The sequence below is a fragment of the Allobosea sp. BK604 genome (assembly GCF_004341515.1).
In the GTDB taxonomy this organism is placed as follows: Bacteria; Pseudomonadota; Alphaproteobacteria; order Rhizobiales; family Beijerinckiaceae; genus Allobosea.
On record NZ_SLZF01000005.1, the window covers coordinates 211,302 to 230,649 of the forward strand.

Genomic DNA, 19,348 nt, shown 5'->3' on the forward strand with positions numbered 1-19,348 from the left:
CGGGGCGGCCATGAACCGCGACGGCAGCACGAGGGGTTTTCCCTGGGTCAAACAAAACCCAAAAGAGCTTCCGCTCAAAAATGTGCTTCTCAGACACTCATCGTAGCCAGATATGGCCGCATTTATGCTTTCTGTCAACTCGAAACGACTTTTTCAGCGGAAACACGCAGGCAAAAGCACCGAAAAACACTTCGCAACACCTGCGCTAATACCTTGACCGACCGAGGAAAAATCGACCTTTCCGGAGAACGGCGTTTTCAGCGCCCCTGACGGGGCTCCGCTCAGGCCGATCTTCCCTAGAGTCGTGGCGATTCCTGCGAAACAACGAAGCTTCCGATTAAGTCTTCCGAGAGCTTTTTCCGCTACTCGCAACGGTCAGGCTTGGGGCACGCATCAATCCGGCCTGGCGTAAGGGTGAGTAGTATGGGTGCTTTCGATGTCCGCGACCTGATCAAGGTCGATGCGGCGGCGGCCGCGACCTCCGACATGATGGGCAGGAGTCCGGTCGGCACGACGCGTGCCTTCCATCCGCTGGCCGAGCGCATCGCCGCGATGCCGGTCAAGCCGACCCTGTCTCCGGTGATGATCGAGGGGCTGGTCCGGCTGTTCGACGTGCTCGCGATCGCGGGCGTCGGCGGGCTGGTCTACTGGCTCTATGTCTCCGGCAATGTCGAGAACACCCTGCCCTACCAGCTCACCATCCCGCTCATGGCGGTCGGCGCGCTCACGGTGTTCCAGGCGCTGCATCTCTACCATGTCGGCGCGCTCCGCCATTTCATCTCGACCGCCGTGCGGCTGACCGCCGGCTGGACGGTGCTCTTCCTCGTCGCGCTGGCGGCCTTCTTCTTCCTCAAGATCGGCGACCAGGTCTCGCGCGTCTGGCTCGCAGGCTTCTATGCCGGCGGTCTCGCCACGCTGCTCGGCGAGCGGCTCGTGGTCACCTTTGGCGTGCGCCACCTCACCCGCATGGGCCGGCTCGAGCGGCGCACCGCCATTGTCGGCGGCGGCGAAGCGGGCGAGGCGCTGATCCGCGCGCTCGAAGCCCAGCGCGATACCGGCCTGCGCGTCTGCGGCGTCTTCGACGACCGCAACGACGACCGCTCGCCCGATCTCGTCGCCGGCTATCCCAAGCTCGGCACGATCGACGATCTCGTCGAATTCGCGCGTCGCACCAAGCTCGACCTCGTGATCTTCACCTTGCCGATCTCGGCCGAGGCGCGCCTGCTCACCATGCTGCGCAAGCTCTGGGTGCTGCCGATCGATATCCGGCTCTCGGCGCATATGTCGAAGCTGCGCTTCCGGCCGCGCTCCTATTCCTATATCGGCGCCGTGCCCGTGCTCGACGTGTTCGACCGGCCGATCGCCGATTGGGACATCGTGGTGAAGTGGCTGTTCGACAAGATCGTCGGCACCGCCGCGCTGATCCTGCTCTCGCCGCTGATGATCGCGACCGCGATCGCGATCAAGCTCGACTCCAAGGGGCCGATCTTCTTCAAGCAGAAGCGCTATGGCTTCAACAACGAGCTGATCGAGGTCTTCAAGTTCCGCTCGCTCTACCACGAGATGACCGACTATGCCGCCGCCAAGCAGGTGACCAAGGACGATCCGCGCGTCACCCGCGTCGGCCGCTTCATCCGCAAGACCTCGATCGACGAATTGCCGCAGCTGCTCAACGTGGTGTTCAAGGGCAACCTCTCGCTGGTCGGCCCGCGTCCGCATGCGATCCACGCCACCGCGCAGAACCGCGCCTATGAGCAGGTGGTCGACGGCTATTTCGCCCGTCACAAGGTCAAGCCCGGCATCACCGGCTGGGCCCAGGTCAATGGCTGGCGCGGCGAGACCGACACCGAGGACAAGATCCAGCGCCGTGTCGAGCACGACCTTTATTACATCGAGAACTGGTCGGTGCTGCTCGACATCTACATCCTTTTCAAGACGCCGCTCTCGCTGGTGACCAAGAACGAGAACGCCTATTGAGCGCGCTCGCCGACCGGCAGGGCTATAGCGAAGGCCGCCGCCGGGGCGGCCTCCGGATTTCGTATGCCGACCTCAAGCGCGGCACGCTCTGGCTGCTGACGGCCTGCAGCGGCATCGCGCTGATCGAGCCCTCGCCCTATGAATTCGTCTTCCTGATCACGCTCTTCGTCTTCGCGCTGACCGGGATCCGCTTCTCGCAGAAGCTGGTGCCGATGGCGCTGCTGCTGCTGCTCTACAATATCGGCGGCGTGATCTCGCTGATCCCCTGGATGGCGGAAGAGGAATCGGTCCGCTTCACCGCGGTCTCGGTCTATCTGATGATCACCGCGATCTTCCTCGCCGCGATCATGGCGGAAGACCCGCTCGCCCGGCTCGAGATCCTGCGCAAGGGCTATCTCTTCGCGGCCTGGTATGCCGGGCTCGCCGCCCTCCTCGGCTATTTCGACGTCGGCGGTCTCGCCAGCGTCTTCACCCGCAGCGCGCGCGCCGCCGGCACCTTCAAGGATCCGAACGTGCTCGGCCCCTTCCTGGTGGTGCCGATCGTCTATACCTTGCAGCATGTGCTGACCGGGCGGCTCGGGCTGGTGCGCGGCTTCCTGGTGATGAGCGTGCCGCTGATGGCAGTGTTCCTGTCCTTCTCGCGCGGCGCCTGGGGCAATCTCGCCGGCTCGGCGCTGCTGATGGTCGGGCTGATGTTCCTGACCGCGCCCAACGCCCCGCGCCGGGCGCGCATCGTCGTGCTGACCCTCAGCGCGCTCGTGCTCGTCGTCGCCGCGCTGCTGATCGCGCTGTCCTTCGAGAACATCCGCAGCATCTTCGAGGTCCGCGCCAGCCTCGACCAGAGTTACGACCAGGGCGTGACCGGCCGTTTCGGCAGCCAGCTCCGCTCGATCCCGCTCTTGCTGGAGGCGCCGAACGGCTTCGGGCCGCTCCGCTTCCGCTGGTACTTCCCGGAAGACCCGCACAATGTCTATGTCAACGCCTTCGCGTCCTATGGCTGGCTCGGCGGCCTGTCCTATCTCGCGCTGATCGCCATCACCTGCTACGCCGGCTGGAAGCTGGTCTTCACCCGCTCGCCCTGGCAGAACCACGCGATCGCGCTCTGGTCGGTGCTGTTCGTCACCATCCTGCAGGGCGTCCAGATCGACACCGACCACTGGCGCCATTTCTACCTGATGTTCGGGCTGATCTGGGGCCTGGCCGTGCTGAGGCCGCCTGCCCCCTCCGCGCGTTGAACTGCGGTATGATTTTATGCTACCGTCACTGGCGTTTCGCGTCAGGGAGAGGCCGATGGCGGAAGCAGCTGAAAAGATCAGCATTACGATGACCCCGGACATGATCCGGGAGCTCCGCGCGAGCGTCGAATCCGGCGAGTATGCCTCGACGAGCGAGGCGCTTCGCGATGCGGTGCGGCTCTGGCGGCGCGAGCGGACCGAGCATGCCGAGCGCCTGGCCGCGATTCGCGCGCGCATCGCACGTTCCGTCTCGGACGAGCGTCCCAGCCTTAGCCTTGCGGACGCTCGCAAGCGGCTGAGCGATCACCACGAGCGCATTCTCACCGCGCATGATGATGAGGCCTCTTAGCGTCGTCCTTCGGGAAGAGGCAGCAAGCGATCTTTCCGAGATCTACGACTACGTCTACCGCGCCAGCCTCGACCCATTGACGGCAGAGCGCTTCACGACGCGGATCCTCGATTTCTGCGAGACAATCGGGACGATGCCGCGGGGCGGACGGCCGCGCGATGATCTCCTGGCGGGATTGCGCACGTTTCCGTTCGAGCGGCGGACGGTGATCGCCTACCGCGTCGTCGACGACGTTGTCGAGATCACGAATATCTTCCATGGCGGCAGGGATTTTGAAGCCCTCTACCGCCAGGCCCCTGGAAAGGCCGACTAGCGGATTTTCAAGCGGATACCGGTTGGCGTGAAGAAAATGCGTTAAATCAATGAGCTCCAGAAGCGGGAATGCTCGATAGATCAGCCCCGCGCCTTCCGCACCACGACATAGGCATGCGTGGTCACGAAATGCCAATGGGTCTTCGCCGCCAGCGCGTTGAAGGCGTGATCGGCCTCGCGGATGCCCGGCATGCGCTTGAAATATTCGTGGCCCCAGAACGGCTGGACGTGGATGTCGCTGAAGCCGGCGCGCTGCAGCATCGGCCCAAGCAGGGCCGGGTTGCCGCGGCACCAGTCGTAGAAGGCCGGGAATTTCGGGTCGCCGCCGCCGTCGCGCCGGGCCGGATAGAGCGCATGCACGATGGCGCGCGAGGCCTTCTCGGGCAGGATATGGTTCAGCGTGAAGACCGGCGCCCAGAGCGTCGGGAAGAAGGCAAGCGCGACGCCCCCCGGCGCCAGCAGCTCGTGGATGTTGTGCCAGGCCTGCGCGACGTCATGGACATGCTCGAAGACCATGCGCGAGACCATCAGGTCATAGGCGCCGCGGGCGGCATCGGGCTCGGAGAGATCGCCGGCGATATCGAAGCGGGCGGTCTCGAGACCGGCCGGCGTGAGCGCGAGCTCGCCGGCATCGATATCGTTGACGATGAGCTCGACACCGTGCCCTGAGGCCTGCTCGGCCGTGAAGAGCGGATCACGCCCGCCGCCGATCTCGCAGATGCGGCGCAGGCCGAACTGGCGCGAGAGGGCGAGGATGGTCGGCTCGTAATTCTCCCAGGCCCAGCGCGCATGCCAATCCGGGCGCAGACCCTGGAAGAAAGGCGTGAGCGAGCCCTGCCCTTGCGCGCTCGCAGCCGGAATCTGCGCGGCCCGCCGCGGCGTCGTCGCAATCACCAATGACATGGCGCTTCTCCGGTTGCTGATGTCGATCCAGCCGGAACCATGCGGACAAGGCCGTGCCGCAGCAACAAGAGCCTTAAGAGACAGTTAATGAACGGGAGGCGCCGCTGTGTCGCTTCGGGGCAAAAGGCGGAGCAGTGGATAGTTCGGCGGATCGACCACCAAAGCGCGTTGCATCCCGGCGCGCCCGCCTCTATAAGCCGGCCAGTCGGAGCGTAGCGCAGCCCGGTTAGCGCACTAGTCTGGGGGACTAGGGGTCGGAGGTTCGAATCCTCTCGCTCCGACCATTTTTCTCAAAGAGTCGGATATCGTTCGGAAGCTTGGCTAATAACCTCGTAGCCAGACTATAGCCGCATCCCCTCTCGGGACGAGAACCAGCCCCCTCTTCGTCGCGCCAGTCCGGCAAAGCGATTCGCTCCAAGCGGAACGCAACGCGCCCAAACCCGTTCCTCTGATCGCGAGATATCAGGAGGACCGGACAAAGATGCTGCGATTCGTCTTAGGCCAGGCGTTAGGCGCCTATTTCACCAAGGTTGCCGCCAGTGGTCGCTACCCGCGGATTGTTTCGGCCGCCCTGAGCCTGGCCGCAACACGGATGGGCGGGCCGAGCAAACTGCTCGGCATCTGGGGACTGCTTTCAGCTTTGGCGCGCCGCGGGCGATAGGGAGCGGCTCCCCTTCCCTCACGCCGCCCGGATCTCGCGGATAGTCGAGGGAATGGCTTGACGCTCGCCGACGCCAGGGTACCGCAGGTCCATGTTCAGCGTTGGCGGAACGGTTGGCGTCCGTGGCATGGGACGCGCATTTGACTCGCCCACAAACCAGAACAATAAGAGAACATGCAGATCACGGGGCGAGTCGCGCGATGAACGTCGATACCTTCATCATCCAGGAGTTCGTTACGCGCCGGAAGCGGCTCGTCCCGGGCCAGAAGGCTCCGGCCAGGACAAGGCACCACGCGTTGAACGATGCCGAACGCCTGGCCAAGCGCGCCGAGGGCGTCGCCGTGATCCATGTCGTCGCAGATGACGAGACGGGCGAGGTCAGCTCCATCGACGTGCTGGCGAGGCACGGCGCGATTCCAGAGGAATTCGAGGAACAGATCCGGGCGGCGTGAGCATAGCGACTGCGCCGCTCCTGGCCGGGTTGGCGCCCGGACCATGATGAGGCGTCAGTGGATCGTCGGCTCCGCCGGTTTCCAAAACCGCAAATCGAAAAGCGGATCGGCTTCCGCGACCCTCCATGGCTCGATCTTGTCCCCCGACGGCGAGATCAAATGATCCAGATAGCCGAAAGAGCCGCCCTGTTCATAGAAACAGCATACCTTCCAGCCGCCCCGGCCGGCGAATTCGACCATGCGGGCCCGCCTCCCGTATCGGGCAGGGGGACCGGCGCTCGCGACGATTTCCGAGTAATAATGCTGCATGTTCTCACCTGATGCGAAGCAATTAGCATTAAACAACACGCCCGGCATCAGCTTTTGAAGTTATCACTCACCGCCGAATGAGTAATTTTACGCAGAACATCACCCCGATTTCCGTTGACATGGCGGCTCTCAAGGCGACTGCTCACGTGAGCCAGTTCCCCCAATATGGGTTGCTTACGCCCCTCGATCGTCGCCGCCATGCCGCGACTGACCGGATTGGCACCAAATACGTCCCCAGGACGAGACGTACGCAGTCGCGATGCCGTGGTACGAAGAATCGGAATTCGCCGAATTATGGGCGCTTGCCCATGATCGAGACCAGATGCCGAAGCACTATTCGGTCTGGCTCTCTCACGCGACCCAGGCCCTGCATGAAATGCTCAGCAGCGGACGTGCCGTCGAAATCATTACGGTGCGGCTGGCACCCTACCGCGCCTGGCTAGCCGAACGCTCACTCGAGAATACCGCCATGACCCGGCGGCGCTATGTCGAAGAACTCGCGACACGCGGCGGCGAAATCCGTCAGGGTGGAGCGCCTGGTCTGTCGGACTCGATCGCCGCCAAGCGGGACGACTAGCGCATCGGCCCGAGAAGTCGATTGCGGCTTTCGGAAATGCCCATGATCGAGCCGGCTACCTTAGTGCGGCATTCAGTCGAGCAGTTGAACAGAGCCGCACGGACCGGCCTCGTTCTTAACGAGGCGACAAGAACTTGACCTGCGCCAAGCTCGATTGGCCTGAAGCATCGCTGTAGAACAAATCCGCGCAGTTCGCCTTACCCGATATTCCAGCCCGCCTCCCCTTGCCCCAAGCGAGTGCCGATGGAGGCCGCGGTGGAACGAGCGCAGCCATGAGCCGTTGAATCGCCATGGCGAAGACACCGCTCACGATCCGCAATGACGACGAGCTGGCGAAAGCGCTCGATCGCGCCGCGGGAGCGAGCGCTCGCCGAGATCTGCGCGGCCATCGAGACCTATACCGAGAGCATGCGGGTCCTGCGGATGGTCAACCGCAACCCCAACCAGACGGACGAACTCGCCTCAGACGATTGAGGCCCAATGGACAGGAACAGCTGACGATGAAGACCCGGATTGAGCACGACTCTCACAATGGCGGCAGCGGCAAGCCGGACTTCTCGATCGAAACCGCGGAGGACCATCATGTCGCCAAGGAGCGGATCGAGGCCCTGCAAAAGAGCACGCTCGACGAGGAGGCCGAGCAGGAGCTTGAAGCGCTGAAACAGGCCGTCGCGCGCTGGCACGAGAAGCGCGCGACGATCTGAGGCGCGGCGGCCGGTGGGCGTTTACCGCGGCAGCTAGAGGATGAGAATATCTGCGACTGTGAAGGCCGTGCTCTGCAAGCCGATGAAGGTGATTGTGTTACCACCCGTGAGGTCGAGCGTTGCGACGCCGCCAACATCGTGGAATGCGGCCAGGATGTCAGCCTCCGTCATCCAGCCGGTGCCATTCACGTCGGCGAAAATTGCGAGGTGATCACTCCCTGGCCTGAAGTCGAGGATGGTGTCGCGCCCGCTACCGGAGCGGAATACAAACCAATCGCTGGCAGGAGAGTACTCTGTCCCGGCGGCGAGCGTGTCATCGCCTGTGCCGCCGTCGATATAGTCCGCACCGACCCCGCCCCCGATCCGATCGTTGCCGGCGTCACCCATCAGGATGTTGGAGCTGCTACCGCCGAACTGGTCTTCGATGATGACGTCGTCGCCATCGCCGCCATAGACGGTGTCAGTCCCCTGACCGCACGTGATCTGATCGTTGCCTCCCCCCGCATAGACCGTATTATCCCCCTGCCCCGTATCAATGAGGTCGTCGCCGGAACCTCCTGACTGGCCGTCTGGGAGCACGTCGTCACCATAGATCGTGTCGGGCCCGATACCGCCGACGATCACGTCGTTTCCTGAGCCGCCAGCGATGAACGTGTTGGACGAATAGGGGTGAGCCGTGATCTGGTCGTTGCCGGCTCCTCCGAACAACATATCCCGGCCAATTCCGTAGCCGTCACCTTCGTAGAGAATATCGTCGCCAGCACCGCCATAGAGCGTATCGGAGCCGTTCCCACCGGCCAGGTGATCATTTCCGTCGGAGCCGATGAGGATATCGTCGCCGTCCAGGCCGGCAAAAAAGTCGTCGCCAGCGCCGCCAATCAGCAGGTCGGCGAAATTCGAGCCGCGGACACGTTCGATCGAGACAAACGTGTCGCCGTCGGCATCGGTGCCGGCTTCGATGCCGAGATCAAAGCGCACCACAGCCCCCACCGAAGCGGTCTCATAGCTGACCGTATCGACGCCGTCCCCACCGTCCAGCCAATCGATACCCGTCCCACCGATCAGGATGTCATCGCCCTGCCAGCCGAAAATCTGGTCATCTCCGGCGCCACCCTCGAGAATATTGGCCGCGTCATCGCCGCCGATCAAATCGGCGAAAGCCGAACCGACCGCGCCCTCTATTTCGATGAAACGGTCGATCATGCCGCCCCAATCGAAGGCGTACCCGGATGCCAGCGACACGCTGACGCCAGCGGCTGCATCCGCATAGGAGATTCGATCAAGACCCGGGCCGCCATGGACCAAATCCGAACCCAGGCCCGGCGCAATCAGGTCATTGCCGGCATAGCCCGGAATGTAATCGTCGAAACTGGTACCGATTACGGCATCGTCCCCAAGCATGAGCTGGGAGATGGCAGGATAAGTGGAGGGATATGGCAGTGCGCTGATCGAGATAGCAATACTGAGTGAATACAAGGTCGTCGTGTCATAGGATGCGCCGATCGAGTGGATGGTTTCGAACGGAGCTCCTCCACGTGGATTGGACACCCTGGTCCAACCTGTTTCGGTAAAGACTCCGTCGGGCGCGAACAGTCTGCTGCTATTATTGGTAATTTGTGAGAACCGATCAAAGAACGATATCGTTGACCCGGACGAAATCGCATTGGCGGCGCGTGAAATCACATCGTCCAGCCAGGCCTGATCAAGCGACAGGGGGGCGTCGGGGCGTCCTTTGATCTGAACCATCGCCAGTGCCTGCTCTCGCTGGAAGTAGCTTCACAGTAGACTGCTGGCGACCAGCGCGAAAGCAGCAGACGCTCGACGCATTTCGTCCGAAGCTGATCGTCGGCCGGATGGCGCTTTTTGCAGGCCTCGACGATCTTCTGCTCGCCATTGCAGCCCGCCAAGGTGCGCCCGTCACCACGAGCAACAGGGTCAGGCGGTGGGCTGATTCGAGCCTCGCTGGCGTCACCGACGACAGCTTCTATCGGGCGTGCCAACCAGGCCAAGCATGATCTGGGCGGGGGACCTACCCATACCTGCATCAGGCGGAAGAGCGTCTCGCCCCAGATCCCGGGCCAGCGCTCCGCCATTCAACCCGTCCTCGGGCCATTCGCGCGCGCCTCGATGATCCGGTCGAGCCGGTCGGCGAGGCGGTCGATCGCGCCGACGACGCGCTCCTCGAGCTTCGACATCATCTCGACCGTGACGAAGCGCTGCGCCGCCGCTTCCCTGAAGGTCGAGAGCTCGCGGCCGAGCGCGTCGCAGCGCTCGTCGAGCCGGGCGATGCGCCTGTCGTGCTGCGCCGCCTGGAAGCGCACCACGCCCCAGCTGGCGGCGACGGCGCAGATCGCGGTCACGACCGAGACCACGACCGGCAGAGAAAGCTCCTGCCCGAACATCATGGCGCCGCCCCTTCGCTTGCGGAGACCGCGGCGGCGCGCCGCTGCTCGCAGATCCGCAGGCCGGCGCGATCGCGCGACCAGAGGCTCGTCACCTCCTGCGCCTTCAGGGCGCGATCGGGCAGCGAGACCGGATCGGCGCAGTGCTGGCGCGCCTCGGCCGGGATGGCGGGGCGGATGAACTCGGTCCGCACGATCGGCTTATCGGGCGTCGAGCAAGCGGACACGGTCACGGTCGAGGCCGCAAGCATCAGCATTCGGCAGGGTCGCATTGCGGCGCTCCAGGTCGGCAAGATCATCGGAAAGGCTGGAAATTTCGGCGCGGGCCCGGCTTTCGGCCGCCGCGGTCTGCTGGAGCTGCTCGGCCCGCTCGCGCTCAGCCACGGCGTTGCTGGCAGCGATCTCGGCGCGCCAATGCGCGTCGCGCTCGGCCCTGGCCGCTTCGGCCGCGCGGCTTTCCATCCGGTCGAGCGCGGCCATGCCGGCCCAGAAGGCGAGCCCGGCCAGGACGAGCCCGATGATGACGGCACTGATGCGCAGGAGCGTCTTGTCGAGGCCGAACATCACAGACCCTCCAGGCACATGGCGCGTTCCTGCTGGCGCCGGCGCGTCAGCCCGGGCAGGACCACGCCGGCGGCCCTGTTCCATTTCAGGAAGGCGTCGCAGCTCGCCCGGGTCTGCCGGGCGTTCTGCAGCCGCGCCACGGACGACTTGCAGTAGGCGCCTGTGCCGATGTTGTAGGAGAGGCTGAGATGGGCGACGTAGCGCTTCGCCGGCATCTCCTTGGCCGAGGGCACGCAGCGCTCGAGCGCATCGGCGAACTCGTCGGCCCGCTCGACCAGCATCTGCTTGCACTGGTCGAGCGTGAACTTCATACCGGGCCGCACGGGCGAGCCGTCCTCGAGGCGGGTCTCGCCATAGCAGACGGTCCAGGGATAGGCCTTGGTCGCGGGATCGGGATAGGCGGCAAGCCGCAGCCCTTCGAACCCGCCGAGCACGGTCGCGGCCAGCGCCGCGGCCGCGGCACTCTTCTTCAGGCGGCTCATGCCTCACCTCCGGAGACCGATTGCTGGGCCACGATGCGCGAGACGAAGGCGCCGGCCGTGGCGAGAAAGGAGAGCGCGGCGAAGACGCCCTCGGGGATGTCGAGCACGCCGTCGAGCAGCGGCAGCGCGACCTCGGCGCCGCTCAGGACACCGGCGACGACGAGCAGGCGAATGCTCCAGGCATGGCGGAGTACGGCCTGCCAGTTCCAGACGAGGCGCATCAACAGCTCCCGTTCTGTTTGCAGACCAGGACCTTGAACAGATTGCCGGCACCCTCATCGGGCGGGCGGGCGCAGGCCGACAGACAGGCGAGCGCGAGCGCCGCCAGGACGAGGCGTTTCATCGTGGTCTCCGAGGTGGGAGTGTCAGAAGGTCGGGCGCGGCACGAACAGGCAGACGCCCGCGCCGGGGCTCCGAACGCGGTAATACCCGCAGAAGCGGACGAAAAAAGCCGCCATGCGGCGGCTTGCAAGAACGACGAGAGCGTTAGCCGATCGGCCGGGTCAGGCGCCGCTCGGCACCAGGCCTTCAGGTGGAGCGGGGCTCTTGGTTCGACGAGCCCAGCGCCTGACCGGCATCTCGAAGTATTGATGCGAGAGCAACGCGACAATCGCTGTCAGTGCGAGCACCAGCACCGGAACGTACGCTTGTGCCAAGCCCATCGACTTGGGTTCGTGGCCATAAAGCCACCCCCAAAGCGCATAGTTGAACACCTGATGATACATGTACGCGCCGTAGGAGATCATGCCGGCGGTCATGAGTATTTTTGTTTTCAAGAGCCAGCGAAACGGCCCGGCCTCACGGGTGAAGACGTTCAGCAGCAGGCACGCCATCGCAAGATTTATCAGCGGGTACTGAGCGCAGATGAGGATCAGCGCGACCTTCGAATTGCCGCCCCGCTCCCAGATTTGGCCGACCGTGCCCCAGAAGTCACCGAGTTGCAGCGCGATGAGGACTAGCGCGAGCCAGTTCAGCCCCCGCTGCGCACGTCTTGCAATCTCCAGCGCCCGCTCGCTCCGGACGATGCATGCGATCAGAAAGCCCATCATCAGCGCGTCCAGCCGGCACACCGTGAAGATGTAGCCGGCGTTCCAGCTGACGTTCTGGACAACCCAGCCTCGAATGACGGGTGTCGCGACGATGATACCAATGGCCAGAGCCACAAGCGCCTGCCGTCGCAAGAGGAACACCAGGAACGGCAGCACCAGGTAGAACTGCTCCTCGATCGCCAGCGACCAGGTGACTCCCAGGGAGGCGCGCCCTCCCGGCAAGAGCGCCAGGGCAAAGTTCTGCACGAACCCGACATAATACCAGACCGACAACGTCGCATGGCCGACGAGATGAGCCGTTACGGAGGGGTAGTTTGCATTGACCCAGTTCATGACGATCGAGAACACGATCATCAGGTAGTAAACCGGAAAAATCCTCGAGGTTCGTGCGAGCCAGAATGACCTGAAGTAGCTCGGCGACGTGCGACTATCCATCAGGATGCCGGAAATCAGGAACCCCGACAGGATGAAAAACAGATCGACGCCGCCGTTCAAAAACGGCTGCACGCGAAATCGAGCTAAATCAAACCAACTCCCGGGAAACAGCGGAAGCGGCGCGACCACGACGTGAAGAAAGATGACCAAGAGGCAGGCAAGACCGCGCACGCCATCCAATTCCGGGATGTGACCCCGCCGCATCATGTCCCCTCGGTTGCACGATCCGCATTACATGGCTCAACCACTTGATGGCCAGTGGGCTGGCTGGCGCCAAGCTAAAAATACGCCAGGTGTTGCGTGAAATCCGGGTGAGCGGTGGCCAGGATCGAACGTGGCTGCCTCGGCTAGACGTCGGCCCCGTAGGGGTCGTTCATCAGGTAGCAGTGCTTGCAGACGTCCGCGACGGGGCCTGGGCGTCTTTTAGACCAGCGCAGAAGGCGTCAGGCGGATGCGGCCGAGATAAAGAGCTGATCGACCTGCTCTGACGACAAGCCGAAGGCGAATGCGCCCCACGTGATAAACTCGCTGTGGCGCTGCCATGTCGGCTGCTCCAGCCGAATCCGCGTCAGTTCGCGGTCGGTGAGACCCTCGATCTCCTCCATTTTGTCGCGGATCATTCGCTCGGTAATGCCCTGCTCAAGGAGAAGTGCAATCAGCCCTTGGTGGCGTTGGATTTCCAGCGGAACAGCCGGGGCCGGCGGCTCAAAGGGTTCGATCTCAAGCCCGAGACGCTGCATTTCCGCGAAATGCGCGTTCTCCGGGAGGGCCGGGATCGAAAGCACAACCGGTCCCTGTGACGATGCGAGGCTTTCGCCTTCGTCGATGGTGGCGCAAATCTCGGTTCCGCTGGATAGATAGACGAAGCGCATGGCGGGCTCACATTCTGGCGTTGTGAAAGCGAACGCGATCAGCGACAAAGCCATTTGCTGCGGTCGCGGTCACTTGGAACGTGGTGCCGCGAGCGGTTACGTTCCCTGCTTCGGTCGCGACCGACGCGTTCGTCGCCGTGCCGGTGGTCGTGACCGTCGTCGTCGGTGCGGCTCGCATTTCGACCGGGAAAGGGATGCGAGCGAGCAACGAACCGATGGCCGGCACCTGCAAGCCAACTTCGGTGAAGCAGGCGTAGCGCTTGCAGCGAACCAGCTCGGCGATCTCGTCCGGCATCTCATAGGTAGGGAAGATGCCGAGATTGTCCTGATCGACGTGCAAGCTGCAATCGAACAGCTCGAACGTGTTGCTCGTCGAGGCCATGAAATTGACCTGCGTGGCCAGCGTGACGAAGCTGCCGCTCTGCCACCCGCCACCGCCGTGGAAGGTCGATCCAACCGCGAGCGCGACGGACACATACATCCCCACCACGTTGCCCATGATCCAAGTCCCGCTCGTATCGCCGGGAATCGTGAAGGTGAACGAGAGATCGGTATTCACCTGCCCGGAGAGGATTTCGAATGTGCCCGTCCATGACCGATTGAGGCCGTTATTCCTCAGCGCTACGCCATAGAGGCCGGCCAGGTTCGCCCGAACGCCGATGCGAAGCAGAATCGAGTTCGCCGCGACAGTCCCGAACAGCGCATCCGAAATCTCGATGCCTTCAATCGGTTGCTGGATCAGGTAGATGTCGCCGGCAGCGATGGATGTATCAGCTGCTTGAACCGACGCACGCAGACGATAGGTGTTGCCTTGGGGTGTGATGCTGGCCACACGCTGACCGCGCAGGATGCCGCCCGGAGTAGATGCCGCCGCGATCAACCACTGATCGACGGGATAGGCCACTCCGTTGGTGACATCGACTGCGGTCGAGCCGTTTTCAATGCTGCACTGCATGCCGCCGTTGATCAGACGGTCACGCAGGCGATCATTCTTGCTGGCGGCCACAACATTGGTCCGCGCCTGGGCTGCTTCGCTGGCCGAAAGCAACTGCGAGGCGCTATACCGAACCGCGCCGATGACGGCGGCGGCTTGCGTCGCCGTCAGGTCTTCAGGATCGCCAGTGCCTGCAGCCGTGCGCCCCTTGATCGTCTGCGTCGCGACATTGGCGAGCTTGGCGTTGGTCACGGCATCGTTAGTGATGCCGGCGGTATCGGTGGTACCGAACCCGAGCGTCGTGCCCGACCGCCGAAGCACAAAGCCGTCCGTGCCGGCCGCGATATCAGCCGGATCGCCTGGGCTATTCGCCGAGCGGCCGATAACTGAGAGCCCCGCCGAATCGCGCAGATTGGCGTTCGCGACCGCATTGTTGGCTGAGGACAGGGCCGCGATATTGTCGCGAGCCTGCTGCTGCTCGGCTCCACTGAGGCTCTGCGCTACGTCCCAGCGTACGGCCTGCGTGACAGTGCCGCCGATGAGGTTGGCCGCTTCTTCCGCGCTATCTTCCGCCGATGCAGCGCTAGCCGCCGCATTCGTCTCGCTGGTGGCGGCATTGCCGGCGCTTGTCGTCGCGGCCGATGCGCTCCCGCTCGCGGAACTCGCGTAGCCCGCTGCCGCCGTGGCGCTGCCCGCCGCAACGGTTTGGCTCGCGAGGGCGGCTGCCGCGGCGGCCTCCGCATCGGCGAGCGCTTGCAGCGCCGCGGGTGTCACATCGCCGGTATCGCCCTTGTCGCCTTTCAGGCCGGGCGTGTAGCGAAACTTGAAGGTCGGCGTCCCTTTCAGCCGAAACGTGACGTTCATCGCAGATTGCCCTCGCTCACTGTCACGGTCCCGTCGAAATGCTGCGTCGTCACGCCCGAGCTGATATGCGTCATGGCGAAGCCGTGCCTGTAATGCCCCGGCCGCAGCCGGTAGCTCCGATCTGACGGGCCGATGGTCAGCGCAGCCGTCGCCTCGTCGATCTCGATCCCGTCAGCTTCCGTGAGCGTCAGGCAGACGCCGCAACCGACGAGCGAATAGGCGTAGGAGAAATTGGCCCAGGTCGGCGCGTTGCCGCCCGCGTCCCGCGGCAGGATGCTGAACAGGAATGTCTCGTCGTCAGTGGTTTCGAGGGTGCACTCATATGCTGCGCCCATAGGCGGCTCCTTATAGAAATGCCGCCGGGCAAGGGGCGGCTGGCATGGCGGGGAATGCCTGGGATCCGGTCCCAAATGGCGTGGACTTAGCGCTTAGGTTGCGGCACGATCGGCGCGGGTCGGACCGGGCTGGGAGTTTCGGGTTTCATGCGGGACGAGGAGAATGCAGGACAGGACGTTCCCCCGATGATGAAAGACATCACGCCGCCACCCATCTTCGACCATGACCCGCATGCGCCCATGCGGCCGAAGCCGAGTTCGCCGCTGCGGCGCGTGGCCTGCGGCGTCGTTGGCGTTGCGCTCGTCCCGCTGGCGCTGGAATTCCTGAGCATGGCCATCAATGGCCACAAGATCTTCTTGCCGCTCTCTGCGGCCGGCGTAACCGCCTTCTGTGCCCTGGTCCTGCTCGGATCGGCGCTATTCCCGAGTTTCACGCTCGCCAGGGAGCATCTCGACCGCCGCGGGAATCGCTAGACGCGAGGTGGCGATCTATCCCTTTGATCTGGCATCGGATTTATCCGAAAAGTGGATTCCACTTTTCGGTCCGATGCTCTAGGCGCCACCCTGTTCCAACCACAGACGCCACCGCTCTTGCGAGTCAGGGGCCGGCAGTGCCGGCCCCTGACCAAGCGCCGCAAGGCTGCCCGCCCGGCCGACATTCAAGGCGATCGGGAAGTTCGGCCGCAATTCCATAGCAGGGCGGCCGAGCATATCCAGATACAGCGGCGAGCGCGCGCGGGTAGCCGCATCCAGAGAGCCTAGTTCGGCTAGCGAGATTCGGTTCGCGGCGCCCCTGGCAGCCATGCCGGCAAGGGGAGCGGCGGCTCCGCTCGCTATTCCTACGGGACCACCAACAGCGCCGCCGGCCGCGCCGCCGATGGCGCCGGACACTGCCGCGCCCAGGCCGCCGCGGCCGCCCATCAGGTTGCCAGCTGACCGGAGAGTATTTCGAACGGTGCCGCCCTTGATGATCGCCTTCAGGGCTTCTCGTTCGTCCTTGCTGAAACCGGCAACTTCCCGGGGGTTGCTGAGAATGGAGTCTGCGCGTTCCCGAACGGCAGTGTCGGCGTCGAAGCCTGAGTTAGTTCGCGCGGCTTTAAGCCTGGCCCCCTCCTCGACTCCCTGGAACTTTTCAGAGCGCTCCGCAGCGGCGCGATTTCCTCGCGCGGCGGTAAGGGTTTCTGCCGCGGCGGCAGCGGGACCAGCCACAACACTTCTCGGATCAGCTCGCCCCACGAACTCAGCCAACCCATCAACGAGTCGCTGAGCGGCTTCCTGCTCGGTTTCGTTGGTGAAGTCCTTTGCGACTTTCTGGGCTGCTCTACGGGCAGCTTCGAGCCCGGCGCTGGTGACGACGCTGTTGGCAGGCGGGTTGTCGAATTTGCTGAGGATTTCGAATGTCTTAGGGGCAAGTACATCAAGAATGCCATCCTGTTCGAGCGCTGCGCGCAAGCCGCCAACATGGCGCGTCACAGCGTCAGGTGAGTACTGAACGCCCATGTCGCGAAGCGCATCAAAGCCCTTGCTGGCGGCTTGCTTCAATGCCTCTGCGGTAGGCGGCACCACCTTGGCTTCCCGAAGCCCGTTGATGACGCCGGGTATGGCGTGGTCACCGGCCCGGATCGCCGGATTCATCGGTGAGAACGTGGCCGCCATTTCCATCGCGCGTTTACGGCCCTCTTCAGAAAGAGGGTCAAGCTTGCCCGAATATACGTCTCCAGGGGCCGTAAACGTGCGTATGAAATCGCCCAGGATACCGGCATCGCTATCGAACTGAAGCTTTCCGTCGGCTCGTTTACTGAGAGGCAGTACAGAGCCCTGCCACCGCTTCGCTGGCGGCTTCTCAGGCTGTACCGGCGCATATACCGACCATTGGTCAGTCTCCGGCTTGGCGGCGGGCTGCTTGACTACGGGGAAACGGTCCCAGGGGCTGGTCATGGAATTCGCCTTTGCACGCCGTTCGGATCAATGAAGATGGTGCCGCTCGGCAGGCCTTTGAGCTGCTCCGGAGAGGACACCTTTCGGGGGCCCTCATCTGCCTTATGAGCCTCCGGGAAGAGCGGGTTCTTCTCGGAAAACTCGGCGAGCTTGTCGAAGAAGCCTTCGTCGAGCCGCTTGTTGGTCCGGACGTAGTCGCGGCGCATGCGCTCGACTTCGACACTGCGCTGATTGATGCGGCGCATATAATCGATGAGAAGGCGGTTGCCTTCCGGGTCGCGCTCCAGCCCCGGCGTGCTCGACATCAGGAAGTCGCGGTCTCTGCCCGCCAGCGCGCCAGGCATGCCGGCTCCGCCGGAGGGATTGCGCAGTTCAAGGGCAAACTGGTTTGCAATGGCGTTGATGGCTTCCGAGGGGCCTAGCCCTTCCGTCTCGATGCCGAATACCGACTTGCCGAGGCGGGCGGCCTGCAACGCCATCTGAGCGCCGGCGCCTGTATGCACTGAGGGGCTGGTCAGCAGCGTTTCCAGCCGGTTGAGCGTTGCGATCTTCTGGTTTGCAAACTGCGCGCCCTTGATGAGGTCGCGGTTCATTTCCGCGAAATCCTTGGCCGCCTGCTTGTCGTATTCCGTCTCGCCTTCCGGCATCCTGCTGGTGGTGCGCGGGCCGGTCGACCTGCGGAATTCCTGAAAGCCCATCGGCTTGCGGCCGGCGGCCTGCTCCTCCTGCCGGTAGAAGCGATAGTTGCGGACGGCGTCGGTCGGGGCGTTCGCAGCCTGACGCTGCTTGGCGTCGGCAATCTCAAGATCCAACTTCGCCTTGATGGCATCGCGCGCCGTTTCAGTCTTCGCCAGCGCCAGACCCCGCGTCAGGTTCAGGATTTTCGGGTTGTTCGATAGCGTCTCCTGGTCGACGACGGTGTTCGTGCCGGGGATGACGAACTGAGCCGGCGCTCCCTGCGCGGGGACATCAGCGATTGGTCCTGCTGGCGCTGCCGGCGCCTGCGTCACCTGCACCGGCTGTTGCCCGCCGGCGCGCTTTGAAAGCTCGCCCTGCATCATCTGACGCAAGTTGTCGGGCACGTTCGGGTTGTCGATATAGGCCTGGAGCTGGTCGGAGTGGAGATCGGAGTACGAGCCCTGCCCATTGCCGAACTGCGGTGCAGTCTGCGCGACCTGTGCGCCAGGGGCCGAAAACGGCGAGCCGCGCTGCACCGGCGCGACGGGCGCCGCAACCTGTGTCTGGCCGTCATTTCCCTGATGGCGCGCCAGATAGTCCATCAGCGAAGTACCATTGCGATCCGTGGGATTGTACCGGCCACCACTGGCGATGAACTTGGCCAGCCCCTCCTTTCCGCCGAGATGCGCAACGGCGCGCATTCCCTCCAGCGTGACGGGGACGCCGTTCACCGTGCTGCCGACAGCCTGATCAAGGCCATTCTGCGCAATGAAGTTGTCGATGTCGCCGAAGTGCCAGCGCTCGGCTCTCTGCTGCAACTCGGGCGACCCCATGAACTGCTGCGGCGTCGTGCCCTGCGGGATCGCGCCGGCCGCTGCCGCCTCCTGCAAGCGAGCCTGCCCGAACTGAGCCCGGCCGAAGTGCCCGACCTGGCCGCCAGCCCCTACCGCGTTGTTCTGAGCGCGATAGTTGCCGCCGCTCTCGAAGTTGATCAGCGAGGATGGAGACGAGCCTGCCGGTGATGTTGGTGCGGCCATGGCAGCCTGTGAGCCGCCGCCGAACAGACCGTTCAGGAGGTTGGCGTCCGAGCGCTGATCAAGACGGGACTGCCCAAGCTTCGCGAGGCTGATACCCGTATCGAGATCGCCTGCGGCAAAGGCCTTCTGCGCAGCGCCGGCATAGTTCCCGGCCTGGATATCTTCGCCGAGCTCAGCATAGCGCTCGCGCCTGCGATTGAGCTCAAGTTGCTTGCCGAGGTTGCCGAGAGCCGAGTTGATGCCGGTGAAGCTGCTGGAATAGTCAAAGGCCATCGTTGC

Annotated in this window: 25 protein-coding genes and 1 tRNA gene; 11 read left to right on the forward strand and 15 right to left on the reverse strand. The window is 63.8% G+C overall.

The window, feature by feature from the left end; translation table 11 throughout:
- Positions 1 to 423: 423 nt before the first annotated feature.
- The 4 genes from EV560_RS16870 to EV560_RS16885 are packed head-to-tail and all read left to right on the forward strand — an operon-like array spanning position 424 to position 3,874.
- Positions 424 to 1,977, forward strand: a complete 1,554-nt coding sequence (locus EV560_RS16870; RefSeq protein ID WP_131856949.1) for an undecaprenyl-phosphate glucose phosphotransferase — start codon at positions 424 to 426, stop codon at positions 1,975 to 1,977.
- A complete protein-coding gene (locus EV560_RS16875; RefSeq protein ID WP_131856950.1) occupies positions 1,974 to 3,212 on the forward strand; it encodes an O-antigen ligase family protein in 1,239 nt (412 codons plus the stop codon). Before EV560_RS16870 ends, EV560_RS16875 begins: the two co-directional genes overlap by 4 nt.
- 55 nt (positions 3,213 to 3,267) lie before the next feature.
- The gene (locus tag EV560_RS16880) at positions 3,268 to 3,561 is read left to right on the forward strand and encodes a ribbon-helix-helix domain-containing protein (protein ID WP_131856951.1); all 294 of its coding nucleotides are present in this window, start codon (positions 3,268 to 3,270) and stop codon (positions 3,559 to 3,561) included.
- Positions 3,548 to 3,874, forward strand: a complete 327-nt coding sequence (locus EV560_RS16885) for a type II toxin-antitoxin system RelE/ParE family toxin (protein WP_131856952.1) — start codon at positions 3,548 to 3,550, stop codon at positions 3,872 to 3,874. The genes EV560_RS16880 and EV560_RS16885 overlap by 14 nt, the downstream gene beginning before the upstream one ends.
- An 80-nt stretch (positions 3,875 to 3,954) precedes the next feature.
- On the opposite strand, the gene EV560_RS16890 is transcribed toward EV560_RS16885, so the two are convergent.
- Complete coding sequence (locus EV560_RS16890; protein WP_131856953.1) at positions 3,955 to 4,776, reverse strand: class I SAM-dependent methyltransferase; 822 nt, start codon at positions 4,774 to 4,776, stop codon at positions 3,955 to 3,957.
- Positions 4,777 to 4,982: 206 nt separating this feature from the next.
- Here EV560_RS16890 and EV560_RS16895 point away from each other — a divergent pair.
- The 3 genes from EV560_RS16895 to EV560_RS16905 all read left to right on the forward strand — a co-directional run bounded on the left by EV560_RS16895 (position 4,983) and on the right by EV560_RS16905 (position 5,889).
- Positions 4,983 to 5,060, forward strand: a tRNA-Pro gene (locus EV560_RS16895).
- Between the two features lie 197 nt (positions 5,061 to 5,257).
- On the forward strand, positions 5,258 to 5,437 hold the full coding sequence (locus tag EV560_RS16900; protein ID WP_131856954.1) for a hypothetical protein: 180 nt from the start codon (positions 5,258 to 5,260) through the stop codon (positions 5,435 to 5,437).
- A 200-nt stretch (positions 5,438 to 5,637) separates the two neighbouring features.
- Positions 5,638 to 5,889 (forward strand): hypothetical protein, encoded by a 252-nt coding sequence (locus EV560_RS16905; RefSeq protein WP_131856955.1) that lies wholly within the window; start codon positions 5,638 to 5,640, stop codon positions 5,887 to 5,889.
- A 54-nt stretch (positions 5,890 to 5,943) separates the two neighbouring features.
- On the opposite strand, the gene EV560_RS16910 is transcribed toward EV560_RS16905, so the two are convergent.
- Positions 5,944 to 6,129 carry a hypothetical protein gene (locus tag EV560_RS16910; RefSeq protein WP_131856956.1) on the reverse strand — a complete coding sequence of 62 codons (186 nt, stop codon included), beginning with the start codon at positions 6,127 to 6,129 and terminating at the stop codon, positions 5,944 to 5,946.
- A 328-nt stretch (positions 6,130 to 6,457) separates the two neighbouring features.
- On the opposite strand from EV560_RS16910, the gene EV560_RS16915 reads away from it, so the two are divergent.
- The 3 genes from EV560_RS16915 (at position 6,458) to EV560_RS16920 (ending at position 7,479) form a co-directional block, all read left to right on the forward strand.
- Positions 6,458 to 6,775, forward strand: a complete 318-nt coding sequence (locus tag EV560_RS16915; RefSeq protein ID WP_131856957.1) for a hypothetical protein — start codon at positions 6,458 to 6,460, stop codon at positions 6,773 to 6,775.
- A 318-nt stretch (positions 6,776 to 7,093) separates the two neighbouring features.
- Positions 7,094 to 7,249 (forward strand): hypothetical protein, encoded by a 156-nt coding sequence (locus tag EV560_RS35795; protein WP_165923507.1) that lies wholly within the window; start codon positions 7,094 to 7,096, stop codon positions 7,247 to 7,249.
- A 26-nt stretch (positions 7,250 to 7,275) separates the two neighbouring features.
- The gene (locus EV560_RS16920; RefSeq protein ID WP_131856958.1) at positions 7,276 to 7,479 is read left to right on the forward strand and encodes a hypothetical protein; all 204 of its coding nucleotides are present in this window, start codon (positions 7,276 to 7,278) and stop codon (positions 7,477 to 7,479) included.
- Between the two features lie 33 nt (positions 7,480 to 7,512).
- Here the strand turns inward: EV560_RS16920 and EV560_RS16925 are convergent, their stop codons facing one another.
- The 11 genes from EV560_RS16925 to EV560_RS16970 all read right to left on the reverse strand — a co-directional run bounded on the left by EV560_RS16925 (position 7,513) and on the right by EV560_RS16970 (position 15,416).
- Positions 7,513 to 9,225 carry a calcium-binding protein gene (locus EV560_RS16925; RefSeq protein WP_131856959.1) on the reverse strand — a complete coding sequence of 571 codons (1,713 nt, stop codon included), beginning with the start codon at positions 9,223 to 9,225 and terminating at the stop codon, positions 7,513 to 7,515.
- A 347-nt stretch (positions 9,226 to 9,572) separates the two neighbouring features.
- The gene (locus tag EV560_RS16930) at positions 9,573 to 9,884 is read right to left on the reverse strand and encodes a hypothetical protein (protein ID WP_131856960.1); all 312 of its coding nucleotides are present in this window, start codon (positions 9,882 to 9,884) and stop codon (positions 9,573 to 9,575) included.
- Positions 9,881 to 10,114 carry a hypothetical protein gene (locus EV560_RS16935; RefSeq protein WP_248312092.1) on the reverse strand — a complete coding sequence of 78 codons (234 nt, stop codon included), beginning with the start codon at positions 10,112 to 10,114 and terminating at the stop codon, positions 9,881 to 9,883. The genes EV560_RS16930 and EV560_RS16935 overlap by 4 nt, the downstream gene beginning before the upstream one ends.
- A complete protein-coding gene (locus EV560_RS16940) occupies positions 10,083 to 10,445 on the reverse strand; it encodes a hypothetical protein (RefSeq protein ID WP_131856962.1) in 363 nt (120 codons plus the stop codon). Before EV560_RS16940 ends, EV560_RS16935 begins: the two co-directional genes overlap by 32 nt.
- Positions 10,445 to 10,927, reverse strand: coding sequence for a lysozyme (locus tag EV560_RS16945; protein ID WP_131856963.1), 483 nt, complete (start codon positions 10,925 to 10,927; stop codon positions 10,445 to 10,447). Before EV560_RS16945 ends, EV560_RS16940 begins: the two co-directional genes overlap by 1 nt.
- Complete coding sequence (locus EV560_RS16950; protein ID WP_131856964.1) at positions 10,924 to 11,148, reverse strand: DUF7940 domain-containing protein; 225 nt, start codon at positions 11,146 to 11,148, stop codon at positions 10,924 to 10,926. The genes EV560_RS16945 and EV560_RS16950 overlap by 4 nt, the downstream gene beginning before the upstream one ends.
- The gene (locus EV560_RS36705) at positions 11,148 to 11,270 is read right to left on the reverse strand and encodes a hypothetical protein (protein ID WP_282568860.1); all 123 of its coding nucleotides are present in this window, start codon (positions 11,268 to 11,270) and stop codon (positions 11,148 to 11,150) included. Before EV560_RS36705 ends, EV560_RS16950 begins: the two co-directional genes overlap by 1 nt.
- 160 nt (positions 11,271 to 11,430) lie before the next feature.
- The gene (locus EV560_RS16955; protein WP_131856965.1) at positions 11,431 to 12,618 is read right to left on the reverse strand and encodes an acyltransferase family protein; all 1,188 of its coding nucleotides are present in this window, start codon (positions 12,616 to 12,618) and stop codon (positions 11,431 to 11,433) included.
- 236 nt (positions 12,619 to 12,854) lie between these two features.
- Positions 12,855 to 13,283 (reverse strand): hypothetical protein, encoded by a 429-nt coding sequence (locus EV560_RS16960; protein WP_131856966.1) that lies wholly within the window; start codon positions 13,281 to 13,283, stop codon positions 12,855 to 12,857.
- 7 nt (positions 13,284 to 13,290) lie between these two features.
- Positions 13,291 to 15,081, reverse strand: a complete 1,791-nt coding sequence (locus tag EV560_RS16965) for a hypothetical protein (protein ID WP_131856967.1) — start codon at positions 15,079 to 15,081, stop codon at positions 13,291 to 13,293.
- Complete coding sequence (locus EV560_RS16970; protein ID WP_131856968.1) at positions 15,078 to 15,416, reverse strand: hypothetical protein; 339 nt, start codon at positions 15,414 to 15,416, stop codon at positions 15,078 to 15,080. Before EV560_RS16970 ends, EV560_RS16965 begins: the two co-directional genes overlap by 4 nt.
- A gap of 147 nt (positions 15,417 to 15,563) precedes the next feature.
- Between EV560_RS16970 and EV560_RS16975 the strand changes: the two genes are divergently transcribed.
- Positions 15,564 to 15,890 (forward strand): hypothetical protein, encoded by a 327-nt coding sequence (locus EV560_RS16975; RefSeq protein ID WP_131856969.1) that lies wholly within the window; start codon positions 15,564 to 15,566, stop codon positions 15,888 to 15,890.
- A 78-nt stretch (positions 15,891 to 15,968) separates the two neighbouring features.
- On the opposite strand, the gene EV560_RS16980 is transcribed toward EV560_RS16975, so the two are convergent.
- Together EV560_RS16980 and EV560_RS16985 are read right to left on the reverse strand one after the other, a co-directional pair.
- Positions 15,969 to 17,354 carry a hypothetical protein gene (locus EV560_RS16980; protein WP_131856970.1) on the reverse strand — a complete coding sequence of 462 codons (1,386 nt, stop codon included), beginning with the start codon at positions 17,352 to 17,354 and terminating at the stop codon, positions 15,969 to 15,971.
- A complete protein-coding gene (locus tag EV560_RS16985) occupies positions 17,351 to 19,342 on the reverse strand; it encodes a hypothetical protein (protein ID WP_131856971.1) in 1,992 nt (663 codons plus the stop codon). The genes EV560_RS16980 and EV560_RS16985 overlap by 4 nt, the downstream gene beginning before the upstream one ends.
- Between the last annotated feature and the right edge of the window lie 6 nt (positions 19,343 to 19,348).